The sequence below is a fragment of the Aquicoccus sp. SU-CL01552 genome (assembly GCF_040365005.1).
GTDB lineage: Bacteria > Pseudomonadota > Alphaproteobacteria > Rhodobacterales > Rhodobacteraceae > Antarcticimicrobium.
This window is the reverse complement of sequence record NZ_BAABWV010000018.1, coordinates 82641-98458: the sequence shown is the minus strand read 5'-3', so window position 1 is coordinate 98458 and position 15818 is coordinate 82641. Positions and strand designations below refer to the sequence as shown.

Here is a 15818-nt window from a genome sequence, read left to right as displayed (position 1 = left end):
ATGAGTGACCCTCTGATTTCCGCGCGCGGCATCTCGCGCAGCTTCCAGGCCGGCGACGAGACGATCACCATCCTGCGCGATATCGACATCGACATCTGGCCGGGCGAACTGGTGGCGATCATCGGCGCATCCGGCTCGGGCAAATCGACCCTGATGAACATCCTCGGCTGCCTCGATCGGCCAAGCTCGGGCAGCTACCGTTTTGCCGGGCAGGATGTCAGCCAACTCGACCCGGACCAACTCGCCCAGTTGCGGCGAGAGCATTTCGGCTTCATCTTCCAGCGCTATCAGCTGCTGCCCGATCTCGACGCGGTGGGCAATGTCGAGGTGCCCGCGATCTATGCCGGCGAAAGCCGCGCAGACCGGCACGCGCGGGCCTCTGATCTTCTGAGCCAACTCGGCCTGGCAGAGCGGCTGGATCACCGGCCCGGGGCGTTGTCGGGCGGCCAACAGCAGCGGGTCTCGGTGGCGCGCGCGCTGATGAACGGGGGCGAGGTGATCCTGGCGGATGAGCCGACCGGGGCGCTTGACACGACAAGCTCGAAAGAACTGATCGATCTGCTGCTGGACCTGAACCGCAAGGGGCACACCATCGTCATGGTCACCCATGACCCGGAGGTCGCCAAGCACGCTCATCGCACGATCGAGATCAGCGACGGGCGGATCGTCTCGGATACCAAGACGGATGCCAAGACCGGCCCCGAGCACGCCGCGGAGGGCAAACGGCTGCAGCGACCGACCATGAAATCGGGCGCGGGGGCGACGTTTCTGCGCCTGCGCGAGGCCTTTGACATGTCGCTCAAGGCGCTGCTGGCGCATCGTGTGCGCTCGGTGCTGACGATGCTCGGGATCATTATCGGCATCGCCTCGGTGGTGCTGGTGGTGGCGCTGGGAACCGGGACGCAAGAAAAGGTGCTCGACAACATCTCCTCGCTCGGGACCAGCACGATCACCGTGCGCTCCGGCACCGGGTTCGGCGCGCGCGACGTCAACAAGGTGCAGACGCTGAAGCCTTCGGATGCCGATGCGCTGGCGCTGCAGCCCTATGCCGACAGCGTCTCGCCCTCGGTCGATTCCCCCCGGACGGTGGTTTATCGCAGCACCTCCTCGGAGGCTTCGATCAACGGGGTGAGCGGCGATTACTTCCAGGTCCACAACTACGTCACCGTGACCGGTGCCACCTTTGGCCCCGAGGATGTCATCGCCCGTTCCCAGGTCGGGGTGATCGACGAGGAGACGCGCGACACCTTCTTCGACGCCGATGTCGACCCGGTCGGCAAGGTGCTGATGCTGGGCGGGGTGCCGGTGCGGGTGATCGGCGTGGTGCGCTCAAGCGGGGCAAGCTTCGGGCCGGAATCGCTCAATGTCTGGGTGCCCTATACCACGGTGATGGCGCGGATCTCGGGGCAGAACCACCTCGACAGCGTGGAGGTGCGGGTAAGCGATGATTACGAAACCGCGCAGGCCGAGCAGGAGATCGCCAAACTGCTGAGTACCCGCCACGGCACCAAGGATTTCTTCCTGATCAATGCCGACACGATCCGCGACACGATAACCTCGACCACCCAGACGCTGACCCTTCTGGTGGCGATGATCGCGGTGATCTCGCTGATCGTCGGCGGGATCGGGGTGATGAACATCATGCTGGTCTCGGTGACCGAGCGGACAAAGGAGATCGGCGTGCGCATCGCGATCGGGGCGCGGCGCTCGGATATCGTCGCGCAATTTCTGATCGAGGCGGTGCTGGTCTGCCTGACCGGCGGCGTGCTGGGGATCGCGCTGGCGCTGATCGGCGGTCAGATGGTGGGCTATTTCTCGGCCGATATGCAGCTGAGTTTTTCGGCCACCGCAATCGTGGCGGCCTTCCTGTCCTCGACCCTGATCGGGATCACCTTCGGCTTCCTGCCAGCGCGCGCGGCGGCCAAGCTCGACCCGGTGGTGGCCCTCAGCCGCGAGTGAGCGACACCGGGCGAGCGGGCAGGTCATTAGAGACCTTGCAGAGAAGGGGCAGAAGGTGTCGGGCCGGGGCCTCTCTCGGATCGGATTGTCCAGAGTGTCAATGGCCGGTTTGGAGCAACAAACTCGCGGTCGAATGACGACATCGGGCTGTTCGGTCCTTGGGCCTGTGTCCATCAACCACGACAGATCTGCTCCGGGGTGCGACTGTCATCATATCTGTCATTGGGATTGAAGCAGGGCAGGGCGCTCTTTCGCAGGTTTTTCGCGATACGAACCTTTCGGGCCGAGACAGAAACGTGATCCACGGTGGGGTTCGGTCGATCCGCCACCTGTGCTGGCCGTTGCGCGGCCTATTGGAAGAAGCTGAACGGATTGGCTCATGCTTCAAGTCCCCGTCCCAACGGACGCGCTGGTTCGGGCCCGGCCTTGGGCCCCAGTGTTCAATGGGCTGCGCTCGATATGGTGCGCAGCCCATTTCCAAATTGAACCCAGCCTCCCACGCGTGTTTCCCAAATCCTCACTTGGCGCGGCGCGTCCGAGTTGTTTACGAAAGCCGTGTGCGATGGCCGCCTCCTCCGGGGTCGGTATGGGCCGTCGGTTTGGTCCGTGCGGGGCGCATCAACGTCACGCCCTCTCGGGTCCGTCGGCAGGGGGTTGTTCTACCCGGGTCACCGTCAGCATCCGGCGCTGGTTGTCGCGCGTGTCCCAGTAGAACGAGGCGCCTTCGGACAGGCCCAGAAGCGCCACGCCGATCGGCGTCATCACCGAGATCCGGTTCTGCGCGATGTCCGCATGTTCGGGGTACACCAGCGTCACGCGCCGTTCCTGTCCGGTGGTGTCATCAACGTAGGTTGCGGTGCTGCCGATCCCGATGGCGGTCTTCGGCATCTTGCCGGCCGAGACGATGCGCGCGCGCCCGAGTTCGCCCAACAGGCGGTCGGCCAGGGCGGGGTTGCGCTGCATCGCGCCTTCGGCCAGGGCCTCGATATGGGCCAGGTCATCGGCATTGATCACAACCTTCGGGTGCCGCATGCGGCGCTTTCTAGTCGGGTCGGTCATGTGGATCGTCATTCGAAAAGCCTCCTTATATGTGCTGGGAAAGTCATCCGGGGAGAACGGAATGGGGCTCTGCCCCCGGTCATGGGCCGCGGGGTCGGTCCGGGGGGGCTCAGTCCGGTTGAATCACACCCAGGACGGAAACGGTGGCGATGGTTCCGTCTTTGCGCAGCAGCGGTGCGCGTTGTCCGACCCGCATGCCGATCAGGGTCGCCCCGAGCAGCGAGGATACCGGGATCACGCCGCTGACGCCTCCCGACCTGGCACGATGGACGAGAAGCCCGGTGACGGCGGGTTTCCGGTCAACCGAGTAAACGACATGGCAGCCCCCGGTCACCAGATCGCGGGTATCGGCATCGGGGGCCGGTTCGCGCGTCGCCAGCTTGCGCAGGATCACCTGCGACAGGAACTGCGACGCCGGCTTCCCGGTGTTTTCGCACTGGTTCAGGTGGTGTCGCAGGTGTCTATAATCGGCCTCTGGCAAAATCGACCCGGTGCACGACCGGGTCTTGGTGCCAGGCGGGGTCTCGGGACGGGATGGACGGATTGGGCGGATGCTGGACATGATTTCCCCTCGGACGGCAAGGCGTCACGCGTTCGGTTCAGGATTGTGAGGAGACCTCGGGAGGTATGCCAGGCGCGTGCGCCTAAACCGCCCGAGGCAAGGGGCGGTTCAGCAGAAGAAACCGGAAATGATCTGCATGTTCCAACATGCCCACGAAGTTAGGCATTGTTTCCGACAAGTCAATCGTCGCGGGCGATGCAGATAGCCCGGCGGGCAAAGCGCCGCCCGTGGCGCATTGATCAGCGCTTTCACGCACAAGGGCAGAAAGGCCAAAGGCCGCGCCGCGGTTGCCTTGGGCAAACCGATAGACAAGACCGTGCGCGGCACGTGTTTCCGCATTTTTCCCCGACAGGACGCAAGGGTGTATCATTTCCCGACTCGTCTGATTGACTGAATTCAAGATGACAGTCGAGAAACTCCGTATCAATATACGGAAAATGTGTTTTGAATGGCGGCGCAGTGGGCGGGCGATGAGCGAGCATCAAAAGAAACTGACGGCGAGCCACTGGGGCGTCGGATTGGCCACCGTCCGGGGTGGCCGGGTCGTCGCGGTCGAGGGACATCCGGGCGATCCCTCTGCCTCTCCCATCAATAGCAACATCCCGGGCAGCCTGCACGGTCGCACGCGGGTCAAGCGTCCCGCCATTCGCAAGAGCTGGCTTGCGCGAACACCGGGGGCAGTTCCGCGCGGGCAGGATGTCTTTGTCGAGGTGGACTGGGACCGGGCGCTCGATCTGGTCGCGGAAGAGTTGAAGCGGGTTCGAACGGCCCATGGAAATGCCGGCATTTTTGCCGGTTCTTACGGGTGGTCCAGCGCCGGGCGGTTCCATCACGCGCAGAGCCAGTTGAAACGCTTTTTGAACACGATCGGCGGCTTCGTTCGGTCCGAGGGAAACTACAGCTATAACGCGGCGCTGGGCTTGATGCCGCATATCGTCGGACCGTACAGATCGCATGTCGTGCAGGCCACGCGCTGGCGCGTGATCGCCGAGCATAGCGATCTTGTGGTGATGTTCGGCGGCATGGCCCTGCGCAATACGCAGGTCAGCGACGGCGGTGTGACCCGGCACCGGATGGGTGACAACCTTGCCGCCTGCGCAAGGGCGGGGGTGTCCTTCGTCAACATCAGCCCGCTCCGGTCGGATGCAGAGGACCTGCTGAACGCGGAGTGGATGCCGGTCAGGCCGGGTAGCGACACCGCGCTGATGATGGGGCTGGCGCATACGCTTCTTGTCGAAGACCTGCACGACCCGGAATTCCTGAAAACCCATGCCATCGGATTCGAGCAGGTTGAGGCCTATCTGCGCGGCGTGGAAGACGGGCAGTCCAAGGATGCGGACTGGGCCGCGGCGCAAACGGGTGTCGGGGCCGAAGCCATTCGCGCGCTGGCGCGGCGCATGGCGTCCGGTCGGACAATGATCAGCGTGGCCGCGGGGGTGCAACGCAACGACTACGGCGAGCAGCCCATGTGGATGGCGATCACGCTTGCCGCAATGCTGGGGCAAATCGGCCTGCCGGGTGGCGGCTACACGGTTGGCTATGGCATGAACGCCAATATCGGCAATATGGAACGGCTGTTTCGCTGGGGGACGCTGCCGCAGGGGCGGAACCCGGTGCAGGCGTTTATCCCCGTCGCCATGATCAGCGAGATGCTTCTGAACCCGGGTGGGTCATACCGCTACCAGGGTCGCGACATGACCTTTCCCGATGCGCGCCTCGTATGGTGGGCGGGGGGGAACCCGTTCCACCACCATCAGGATCTGAACCGCCTGCACGCGGCGTTTCAGCGCCCGGAGACGGTGATCGTGAACGAGGTGAACTGGACCGCCACCGCCCGTCACGCGGATATCGTTCTGCCGGTCGCCGCCGCGCAGGAGCGGACGGATTTCGGGGCCGGCAAGTCGGATGACGGGCTTGTGCCCATGCCACAGCTTGTGCCGCCGGTGGGAGAGGCGCGGATCGAATACGACATCTACGCCGATCTCGCCGCCCGGCTGGGGACGGCCGAGGCCTTCACCGAAGGCAAAAGCGCCGATGACTGGCTGCACGAGATCTGGGAGGTCACCCGCGCCCGTGGGCGCGACGCCGGGTGCGACCTGCCCGATTGGGAGCGCTTTCTGGCCGGGGATGTCATTTCTCTGCCGGACCCGAGCCCCGACCAGGTGTTCCTCGCGGACTACCGTGCCGATCCCGAGGCGCACAGGCTGCCGACCCCCAGCGGCAAGATCGAGCTTTATTCGCAAACCATTGCCGGGTTCGACTTGCCCGACTGCAAGGGGCACGCCGCATGGTTCGTGCCGCGCGATCAGGCTGATGGGCAGGGCGCGCGATATTCGCTTGCCTTGCTTTCCGGACAGCCGAAGACCCGGTTGCACAGCCAGCTCGATAACGGGGCCTACAGCCTCAGCCACAAGATCAAGGGGCGTGAACCGGTGCTGATCCACCCCGCCGACGCGGAACGCCGGGGGATTTCGGATGGCGACGTGGTCGAGCTTTTCAACGCACGCGGCCGCTGCCTGGCAGGGGCACGGGTGACGCCGGACATCCAGCAGGGCTGCGTCTTTCTCTGGACCGGGGCCTGGTACGATCCCGACTTTACCGCGCCGCAGGCCCGCGACCGCCATGGCAACCCGAACGTCCTGACCCATGATCTGCGGACCTCTTCGCTGACGCAAAGCCCGGCGGCGCATTCCGCCTTGGTGGATGTCCGTCGCTTTGATGACGAGCTGCCCGCGGTTACGGCGCATTGTCCGCCGCCTTTCGAAACCGCGCTCTAGCTGTTACCAAATCCCAAAAGGAACGGAGAACTCTATGAGCTCAGCCGCAGCGAAAGAACCCAAGGTCGATTCCACGCTGTCCAAGGGGTTGGCCATCCTTGAGAACCTGGCCGGATCACAGCAGGGCAAGGGGGTGACGGACCTGTCCAAGGAACTCGGGCTGACCAAGTCGAACACGTTCCGGCTGTTGCAGACCCTGGCGACACTGGGGTACGTGCAACACCTTCCCGACAAGACCTATGCCGCGACGCTGAAGACGTGGCGTGTCGGGCGGGCCTCGGTCGAGAACCTGAACCTACGGGAACTGGCGGCGCCGGAACTCCTGTACCTGTCGAAGGAAACCGGCGAGACGGTCTATCTGGCGGCGCGGGAAAACCTGTCGGTGGTCTATATCGACAAGATCGACAGCCAGAAGCCGATCCGGTCGTGGAACACGGTCGGGGGAACGGCGCCGCTGCATTGCGTGGGCACGGGCAAGGCGATCCTTGCTGCCGATTACGACAAGCTGCGCGACCGGGTGAGCACGGAACTGGTGGCCCACACGGACAGGACCATTACCGATCTTTCCGCGCTGGATGCCGATGTGAAGGCGACGCTCAAACGCGGCTATGCCTTCGACACGGGTGAGTTCCGCGAGCGCATCCTGAGCTTTGGCGCACCCATAACCCTGCCGGGTGGTGAGCCGGTGGGGGCACTGGGGATCTCTCTGCCGGATATCAACCTGCCGGAGGACGGGATCGACCGTTTCGGCGCGTTGGTGTCACATGCGGCCCGCTCCGTCTCGGCAAAGGTGGGGCGCGGCTGAGGACGGGTCAGCCCTTACTTTCTGGACATTCGACCGAGCCGCCGTGCTTTTCCCAGGTGGAGAAACCTTCCGTGCGATGTGCGGCCTCGAACCCCATGTCCTGCAAGGTGGCGGTGGTGATCGCCAACCGCCAGCCCGATGCGCAGTGGAAGACGAAGGTCTTGTCCTTTTGCGCGAAGGCGTCCTTGAAATAGGGGCCGTCTGGATCGACCCGGACTTCGATCATCCCTCGCGGTGCGTGACGGCTGCCGGGAATAAATCCGCTGCGCTGTCCTTCGTGCACGTCCCGGATATCGACAATGACCACGTTCGGATCGTCCGGCGTGGCGACCAGCTCCGGTGTCTCGATTTTTTTAAGCGCGCGCGGGCGTCCTTTTCCATCTGGGTCGAGGAAATTTTGAGCGACATCAAGAAGCATTTCGTTGTGATATATGGAACGTATATTCCAAATATTGACACGAATTTGGGCGCCGTGCGAGCTTTCGGACAACGCTGGCACAGCATTTCGAATTGGAGAATCGACACATGACCACATCCGATGCCATTTCGCTTTGGGATGCCTCTGCCCAGGAACCGGACTTTCTTGCGCCGCTGGAAACGGGCGATGCCGTGGTTGATGTCGCCGTGATCGGTGGCGGGTTCACCGGGCTGTCCACGGCCCTGCACTGTGCCGAAAAGGGGCTGTCGGTCCATGTCATCGAAGCAGAGCAGATCGGCTATGGCGGCTCGGGGCGGAACGTCGGGCTTGTGAACGCAGCACTCTGGTTGCCGCCGCAGAAGGTGCGTGAGCAGTTGGGCCAGACCTACGGGCCGAGGTTCATCAAGCGGTTCGGGCAGGGCCCCGAAAAAGTTTTCTCGCTCATCGAAAAGCATCAGATCCGGTGCGAGGTAACCCGTACCGGGACCATCCACGCGGCGCATGGACCAAGCGGCGTGGTCGACCTTCGGAAGCGGCACAAGGAATGGCAGCGGCTGGGTGAACCGGTCGACCTGTTGAGCCGCGAAGAGGTGTCCGGGCTGATCGGCACCACCCATTTCCACGGCGGGCTTGTGGATCGCCGCTGCGGCACGATCAACCCGATGGGCTATTGCCGTGGTCTTGCCCGCGCCGCGCTGGGCGCCGGCGCAAGGATCAGCACCGGAGTGCGTGCCACCGGCCTGGAGCGCAAGGACGACCTGTGGACGGTCAGCACCGACCAGGGTGTGGTCAAGGCGCGGGCCGTAGTGCTGGGCACGAATGCCTATACGGACACGCTCTGGCCAGATCTTAAACGCACCTTCACGATGATTCATTACTTCCAACTGGCGACCAAGCCGCTGGGGCCGGAGGCGGACCACATCCTGCCGGGCCGGCAGGGGCTGTGGGACACCGGGCAGATCATGTTCAACATCCGCCGCGATGCCCATGACCGGTTGCTCGTGGGATCGATGGGCAAGGTGGTCGGCACCAAGGATCGGGGCCTGTCACACCGCTGGGCGAAAAAGCAGATCGCGCGGATCTTCCCGAGGCTTGGACCGGTCGAATTCGACGAGGCCTGGCACGGGAAAATCGCGATGACGCCCGATCACCTGCCGCGCATTCACGAACTGGACACCAACCTCTTCACCTCCATCGGATACAACGGGCGCGGCATCACGACCGGAACGATATTCGGCGAAACCATAGCCGGGTTGCTGACCGGAATGGATCGTGCTGATCTGCCCCTGCCGATGACTCGGCTTGCGCCGGTTTCGAGCGCCCCGTTCGTATCGCGGATCTATCAATCCGCGTTCACCACCAACCAAATCATCAAGGCGATCTGACCCATGGCCATTTCAGTGAATCGTGTCGGCGTCGATATCGGTGGAACCTTTACCGATGTCGCGCTTGCCCATGAGGGCGGGCTGTCCACCTGCAAGATCCTGACCAACTACGCCCAGCCCGAGCAGGCCATTCTGGACGGGATCGGCATTGCGGCGGAAAAGGCGGGGATCGCCCTGGCTGACATCGGTCAGGTGATCCATGGCACGACTTTGGTGACGAATGCGCTGATTGAACGGCGCGGCGCCAAGCTGGCCTTCATAACCACCGAAGGCTTTCGCGATGTCATCGAAATGCGGTCCGAAAACCGGTTTGAGCAATATGACCTGAACCTGACCCTGCCGATGCCGCTGGTCGCGCGGGAACACCGGTTCACCCTGAACGAGCGGATGGGCCCGAACGGAGAGGTGCTGTTGCCGTTGGACTCGGCAGAGGTGCAGCGTCTGGTGCAGACGGTGCTGGATGGGGGGTATGAGGCCGTCGCCGTCGGTCTGATGCATTCCTATGCCAACGACGCGCACGAAGTGAAGGTGGCAGAGGCGCTGCGCGCCGCCGCGCCGGATCTGTCGATCTCGATTTCCTCGGTCATTTCGCCCCAGATGCGCGAGCTGCCGCGTTTCAACACGGTGATCGCCAACGCCTATGTTCAGCCGCAGGTGGCCGATTACCTGGGCCGCCTGGTGGCGGGGCTGCAAGAGGCGGGTGTTACGGCGCCGGTCTTCATGCTGCACTCGGGCGGCGGGCTGATCTCGGTCGAATCGGCGGTGGAGCAACCGGTGCGCCTGCTGGAATCCGGCCCCGCGGGCGGCGCGATCTTTGCCGCCGATTTTGCGCGCGGACACGGTTTGGATAATGTCCTGTCCTTTGACATGGGGGGCACCACGGCCAAGATCTGCCTGATCGAAGGGGCCGAGCCCAAGACCGCCAACACCTTCGAGGTCGCCCGCACCTATCGCTTCAAGAAGGGGTCGGGCATGACGGTGTCGACCCCGGTGGTCGAGATGGTCGAGATCGGGGCAGGGGGCGGCTCCATCGCGTCGATCGACAGCCTTGGCCGGATCCAGGTCGGCCCCCGGTCCGCCGCCTCGGAGCCCGGCCCGGCCTGCTACGGGCGCGGCGGCACGGAACCCACCGTCACCGACGCCAACCTCTTGTTGGGGCGGCTCGATCCGGACAACTTCGCGGGCGGGGCCATCCCCCTTTATGCCGAAGCCTCGGACAAGGCCGTTGCGGAAAAGCTGTCGGCGCATCTCGGCTCGGGCGTGTCGGAGGCGGCCTTTGGTGTGACCGAGATGGTCGACGAGAACATGGCCAACGCCGCCCGCGTTCATGCGGTGGAAAACGGCCGCGACATCGAACATTTCACCATGATCGGTTTCGGAGGCGGCGCACCGCTGCATGCCTGCCGTCTGTGCGAAAAGCTGGGCATACGTGAGTTGATCATCCCGCCGGGCGCCGGTGTCGGGTCGGCCATCGGCTTTCTCAAGGCTCCGTTCAGCTACGAGGCGACGCGCGGCCTGTTCCAGCGGCTCGACACCTTCGACGCCGCCGCCGTCAATACCGCCCTGGCTGAACTGGAGGCGGAAGCCACGGAATTCGTGAGCGCAGGGGCCAAGGGCGAGGCGACCACGACCCGGCTGACCGCCTTCATGCGCTATTCGGGGCAGGGTTGGGAAATCCCGGTTCCGCTGCCTTACCGGCCTTTCACCGACGCGGACCGGACCGAGATCCTGGCAGCCTTCGAGAGTGCCTATCGCAGGCTTTTCGGCCGGGTGATCGACGGGCTGGGGGTGGAGGTGACCAACTGGTCGCTGGTCGTGGCCTCGGTCCTGCCGGACACGACGCCGGTGGTGCGGCACGGCAGTGGTACGCCCGTCACCCCTGCGCGGAGCCGGACGTTCTATGACGCGGCGCTGCGCCGGACCGTGGAGGCGCGCGAAGTGGAGCGCAGCGCCATGACGCCGGGATGCTCTGTCGACGGGCCTGCCGTCATCGTCGAGAACGAAACCACCACCATCGTCACCTCGGCCTATCGCGCCGTGGGGCAAGGCGATAACAGCCTGCGTTTGATCCGCAAGGGAGACCTGTGATGAGCCCGACAGCGATTGACTTCCAAATCATGTGGAACCGGCTGATCGCTGTGGTCGAGGAACAGGCCACGACCCTGATCCGCACCGCCTTTTCCACCTCGGTCCGCGAGGCGGGCGACCTGTCTGCCGGGCTGTTCGACAGGCAGGGGCGGATGATGGCGCAGGCGGTGACCGGGACGCCGGGTCATGTCAACGCCATGGCCGAAAGCGTCACCCATTTCGTGCGCGAGATCGGAACGCAAAACATACTCGAGGGCGATGTCTTCATCACCAACGATCCCTGGCTGGGGACGGGGCACCTGCACGATATCACCGTCGTCTCGCCCAGTTTCCGGAACGGTCAGCATATCGGCTTCTTTGCCTGTACGGCGCATGTGGTCGACATCGGCGGGCGCGGTTTCGGCCCGGATGGCAACGAGGTCTACGAAGAGGGGCTGCTGATCCCGATCATGAAATTCGCCGAACGCGGCGAGGTGGCGCGCGACCTGATCCGACTGGTGCGCGCCAATGTGCGTGAACCCGATCAGGTGGTCGGGGACATGTACTCTCTCGCGGCCTGCAACGAGGCCGGCGACCGGCGCCTTCAGTCGATGATGGGTGAATTCGGAATCGAAGATCTGGGCGGCCTGTCGGATTTCATTATCGAAAGCAGCCGCAAGGCAACCCGCGAGGCGATCTCCAAGGTGCCGGATGGCCGCTATTGCCACTCCATGCAGGTCGATGGCTATGACGTTCCGGTTCAGATGGTGGTGCAACTGGACGTGGAGGGCGACCGCCTGCGTGCGGATTTCGACGGCACATCGGGGATGAGCCGGTTCGGCGTCAACGTCCCCGAGGTCTATACCCGCGCCTATGCCTGCTATGGCCTGAAATGCGCGATCGCGCCGCAAGTGCCCAACAATACCGGGTCGCTGGAGCCGTTCGAGATCACCGCGCCCGAGGGCTGTATCCTTGCGGCCAAACGCCCGGCACCGGTGTCGGTGCGCCATGTCCTTGGCCACCTCGTGCCCGACGTGGTGCTGGGCGCGCTGCACCAGGCCTTGCCCGGAACGGTCCCGGCGGAGGGCGCAAGCGCGCTCTGGAACATCCAGATATCCGCGCGTCCCTGCGATCCCGACAGCGGGCTGCCGAACCGGGAGGTTCTGATGTTCAACTCCGGCGGCACCGGCGCGCGACCGCAGTTTGACGGGCTGTCGGCAACCGCTTTCCCCTCGGGCGTCTCCACGATGAGCGTCGAGGCAACGGAACATGTCGGCCCCATCACGATCTGGCGCAAGGACCTGCGGGCCGGGTCCGGCGGCGCGGGCGCCCTGCGCGGCGGTCTCGGCCAGACCATCGAGATCGAGCCGCGCGCGGGGTACGATTTCTACTTCAACGCGATGTTCGACCGGGTCGAGAACCCGGCGCGCGGTCGCGACGGGGGCGGCAGCGGCGCGCCGGGGCGGGTCGAGCTTGCGGATGGCACACCGTTGCGCAGCAAGGGCCGCCAACAGGTGAAAAACGGGCAACGGCTGAAACTCAGCCTGCCGGGCGGTGGCGGTTACGGATCCCCGGCGGAACGGGACCGGGCAAGCGTCCAGGCCGATCTGCGGGCCGGGCTGATCACCGCGGAACAGGCGAAACATGACTATGGATATGAGGAATAAGATGATGGCGGGAAAACCACTTGCACTGGTCACGGGCGCGGCCCAGGGGATCGGTCATGCCTGCGCCGAGGCGTTGATCGAGGACGGCTATGACGTGATCCTGTCCGACATCCAGACCGATGGCGTTGCCGAGGCGGCCGAAAGGCTGGGCGCCGTTGCGGGCCTTGTCTGCGACATGGGCGATGTCGCCCAGATCGAGGCGATGTTCGCGCAGATCGCGGCCGAGCACGGCCCGCTTCACGCGCTGGTCAACAATGCCGGGATCGCGTTGCCCGGCGACTTCCTGAGCTATGACCTCAGTGCCTTTGAAAAGGTGATCGACGTCAATCTGCGCGGTGTTTTCGTGGCCACCCAACTGGCGGCGCGCGGGATGGTCGAGAACAAGATCGAGGGCGCCATTGTCAACATGTCCTCGATCAATGCGCAGCTGGCAATCCCGGCGATCCCGGCCTACTGCGCCTCCAAGGGCGGTGTGATGCAACTGACCAAGGTCGCCGCGCTGGCGCTGGCCAAGCACAATATCCGGGTGAACGCGGTCGGCCCCGGCTCCATCGACACCGAGATGATGGCAGGGGTGAACGCCAACCCCGAGGCCTTCCGCGTGGCCATGTCGCGCACGCCCCTGGGTCGCTCGGGCACCGCCCGCGAGATCGGTGACGTGGTGGCGTTTCTCTGCTCGAAGAAGGCAAGCTACATCACTGGCGAGACGATCTATGTCGACGGCGGTCGCCTTGGCCTGAACTACACCTGCTGAGGCCTCGCGGAATGTCGAGTTACTCAGAGGTTCTTGCAGCCTGCTCGTTGGACCCGGCGGCGTTCTGGCAGGGCGCGGCGCGGCAGGTCGACGGGTCCAGCCCTGCCGCAACTGCATCGACCGTCACTTCGCCGCGGGGCGGGGTGATCAACTGGCCGTGATCCATGGCGGCCCGATCACCGGCCAGTCGCGCGCCATGTCTATGCCAAGCTCCATTGCAGTGAACTCCGCAGACAATGTTCCACCGGTCGTGCCGCCGTGCGCACCAATGGCGGGTTCCGAGGGGCGCCCGAGAGAACCGGATGGCGGTCGTGGGTCGGCTTCTGACCGTCACCGCAGAAGAGGTGAAGGTCGCCGATGCGCAGTTGGAAAGAAAAGGGATTTCGGGGCAGGTCTGTTCGATGTTCAGCCAAAGGTGACCAGGTGTTTCGGGCTCCGGCCCGCGGTAAGCGAAAACACATCGGGGCGGGCGTAATGCCCCGAAGTGTCGAAGTTGCGCCGTGCGGCGCGGGCGCGGCTTTCACGATGCGGATGCCCCTGCGTCCCGGGCGTTCCCGTCCGCAAGTTCGAGGAAAAGTCAGTGGCCGGCACATGGCCTGACGTCTTCGCGCATTTGGCGGCCAAACGTGATTGGTCCCCGGTGCCTAGGGCGACGTCCGGCACGCGGCCTTCATCCGAGAGGGGGCAACGCATTCGGCAGGGGAGGTGTTTATGACCAAGGCTCCTTCGTTTTACGTTTCCGGATCTTCGGCACACGGCTGACCGACAGGGGCTGCGCAGCTGCACGCGGAGCAGGCCGCGATTGCCCGGCCATGGCACGCAGGGCGGCGATGCGGTTTTCGGTCGCGGGGTGGGTTGCAAAGAGATTGTCCTGCTTGTGCCCGTGCAGCGGGTTGATGATGAACATATGCGCCGTCGCCGGGTTGCGCTCAGCCGCGTCATTGTCGATCCGGGCCGCGCCCATTGCGATCTTCTCCAGCGCCGCCGCCAGCCAGAGTGGATGGCCGCAGATTTCGGCGCCCGCCTTGTCGGCAGCATATTCCCGCGTCCGGCTGATCGTCATCTGCACCAGCGCTGCCGCGAGCGGCGCAAGGACCATCATCAGAAGGGTGCCGACCAGCCCCAGACGTTCCCGCGAGCCACCGAAGAAGAGCGCGAAGTTGGCCAGCATCGAGATCGCACCGGCAAAGGTCGCGGTGACCGTCATGATCGCAGTGTCATGGTTGCGGATGTGGGCCAGTTCATGCGCGACCACGCCGGCCAGTTCCTCGCGCGTGAGGCTGCGCATCAGGCCCGAGGTCACCGCCACCGCGGCATTGGCGGGGTTGCGCCCGGTGGCAAAGGCATTGGGCTGTGGGGTGTCGATCAGATAGACTCTGGGCTCGGGCAGGCCCGCGTTTCGGGCAAGCTGTGCCACCAGGTCATGCAGGCCCATCCGGTCCCCGGGCGCCACCGGCTGGGCATTGTTCATGCGCAGGACCATACGGTCCGAGTTCCACCAGGTGAACCCGTTCATCCCCGCCGCAACCACCAAGGCGATGACCGCGCCGCCGGACCCGCCGATCAAGTAGCCCACGCCCATGAAAAGCGCGGTCATCGCAGCCATCAGAACCGCTGTTTTCAGATAGCCCATTGTCGTCTCCGGAACCTTATCTCACGTAACCCATTGAGATATGGTGAGGAGTTGGAGGGGTGCAAGTCCGTGCTGCCGAATGGCGCAGGTGCAGGACGGCGCGGCCACTGAGGAATTGTGCGCCGATGTCGGCTCTCGATTGCGCGCGCCGGCGATCCAGTCCCTTGCGGTCTTCGGGGCACCATCGACAGACAGTGCTTGGCTTTGCGCGACGCTCGGAGAGAGGGCAGGAAAGAGAGATGGCGTTGCCCCCCGCGCCGTTCACGTCAATGACAGCCCGGCGGAGGGTATAGCAAAGCTCTCTCACGTTCTCGGGTCCGTCATGATCCAGAAGCTTTCGCAAGGCCGCATTGGTGAACCGGGGAGTCTTACCACCTAAAAAAATTTTCGACCGAGGAGGACCGCCAGTTCCGGGAATTCATCGGACCGTTCGCGCAAGGCGGGCAGGGCGACAATAGAGGTCGCGGCGGAACGGATCGCAGGTCTTCAGATCGGCGGAACTGGTCGCAATGATGCGGGCCTGCACCTGTCTCGCGGTCATCTCGCCTATGCGCTGGAAGATGCCTTGGTCGACGCAGCGAAGCAACTGGCGTTGGTGTGCGGGCGCAGGGCTATCTTCAACGGGACACGCAAGCGGTCGGCGAGGCACCCTTGCGGTTGGTTCTTTGTACACGGCCGGCCCGTGCACAATCCGGTCCGGCGACTGGGACCGGTTCAACAGGAATGAACCCT

12 protein-coding genes and 1 pseudogene are annotated in these 15818 nt (G+C 64.4%); 8 read left to right on the top strand and 5 right to left on the bottom strand.

What is annotated here, in order from left to right; translation table 11 throughout:
* Positions 1–1959, top strand: coding sequence for a MacB family efflux pump subunit (locus ABWV23_RS18795; protein WP_353350527.1), 1959 nt, complete (start codon positions 1–3; stop codon positions 1957–1959).
* A 624-nt stretch (positions 1960–2583) separates the two neighbouring features.
* Here ABWV23_RS18795 and rnk read toward each other — a convergent pair.
* Both rnk and ABWV23_RS18785 read right to left on the bottom strand, forming a co-directional pair.
* Positions 2584–3030 (bottom strand): nucleoside diphosphate kinase regulator, encoded by a 447-nt coding sequence (gene rnk, locus ABWV23_RS18790; RefSeq protein ID WP_353350525.1) that lies wholly within the window; start codon positions 3028–3030, stop codon positions 2584–2586.
* Between the two features lie 97 nt (positions 3031–3127).
* A complete protein-coding gene (locus ABWV23_RS18785) occupies positions 3128–3580 on the bottom strand; it encodes a hypothetical protein (protein ID WP_353350523.1) in 453 nt (150 codons plus the stop codon).
* 470 nt (positions 3581–4050) lie between these two features.
* Here ABWV23_RS18785 and ABWV23_RS18780 point away from each other — a divergent pair, with 470 nt between their 5' ends.
* Positions 4051–6357, top strand: coding sequence for a molybdopterin-dependent oxidoreductase (locus ABWV23_RS18780; RefSeq protein ID WP_353350521.1), 2307 nt, complete (start codon positions 4051–4053; stop codon positions 6355–6357).
* Between the two features lie 34 nt (positions 6358–6391).
* Positions 6392–7162 carry an IclR family transcriptional regulator gene (locus ABWV23_RS18775; RefSeq protein WP_353350519.1) on the top strand — a complete coding sequence of 257 codons (771 nt, stop codon included), beginning with the start codon at positions 6392–6394 and terminating at the stop codon, positions 7160–7162.
* Between the two features lie 7 nt (positions 7163–7169).
* Here the strand turns inward: ABWV23_RS18775 and ABWV23_RS18770 are convergent.
* A pseudogene (locus ABWV23_RS18770) lies at positions 7170–7570 on the bottom strand (rhodanese-like domain-containing protein).
* Positions 7571–7687: 117 nt separating this feature from the next.
* Here ABWV23_RS18770 and ABWV23_RS18765 point away from each other — a divergent pair.
* Genes ABWV23_RS18765 through ABWV23_RS18745 form a run of 5 tightly spaced genes read left to right on the top strand, consistent with a single transcriptional unit; the run spans position 7688 to position 13614 of the window.
* Positions 7688–8965 carry an NAD(P)/FAD-dependent oxidoreductase gene (locus ABWV23_RS18765; protein ID WP_353350517.1) on the top strand — a complete coding sequence of 426 codons (1278 nt, stop codon included), beginning with the start codon at positions 7688–7690 and terminating at the stop codon, positions 8963–8965.
* 3 nt (positions 8966–8968) lie between these two features.
* Positions 8969–11053 (top strand): hydantoinase/oxoprolinase family protein, encoded by a 2085-nt coding sequence (locus tag ABWV23_RS18760; protein WP_353350515.1) that lies wholly within the window; start codon positions 8969–8971, stop codon positions 11051–11053.
* Complete coding sequence (locus ABWV23_RS18755; protein WP_353350513.1) at positions 11053–12699, top strand: hydantoinase B/oxoprolinase family protein; 1647 nt, start codon at positions 11053–11055, stop codon at positions 12697–12699. Before ABWV23_RS18760 ends, ABWV23_RS18755 begins: the two co-directional genes overlap by 1 nt.
* Positions 12689–13453: an SDR family NAD(P)-dependent oxidoreductase gene (locus tag ABWV23_RS18750; protein ID WP_353350511.1), complete on the top strand. Its 765-nt coding sequence runs from the start codon at positions 12689–12691 to the stop codon at positions 13451–13453. Before ABWV23_RS18755 ends, ABWV23_RS18750 begins: the two co-directional genes overlap by 11 nt.
* 11 nt (positions 13454–13464) lie before the next feature.
* Positions 13465–13614 (top strand): hypothetical protein, encoded by a 150-nt coding sequence (locus ABWV23_RS18745; RefSeq protein ID WP_353350509.1) that lies wholly within the window; start codon positions 13465–13467, stop codon positions 13612–13614.
* Between the two features lie 548 nt (positions 13615–14162).
* Here ABWV23_RS18745 and htpX read toward each other — a convergent pair.
* Both htpX and ABWV23_RS18735 read right to left on the bottom strand, forming a co-directional pair.
* A complete protein-coding gene (htpX, locus tag ABWV23_RS18740) occupies positions 14163–15086 on the bottom strand; it encodes a zinc metalloprotease HtpX (RefSeq protein ID WP_353350507.1) in 924 nt (307 codons plus the stop codon).
* Positions 15087–15504: 418 nt separating this feature from the next.
* Positions 15505–15735 carry a sigma 54-interacting transcriptional regulator gene (locus tag ABWV23_RS18735; protein ID WP_353350594.1) on the bottom strand — a complete coding sequence of 77 codons (231 nt, stop codon included), beginning with the start codon at positions 15733–15735 and terminating at the stop codon, positions 15505–15507.
* Between the last annotated feature and the right edge of the window lie 83 nt (positions 15736–15818).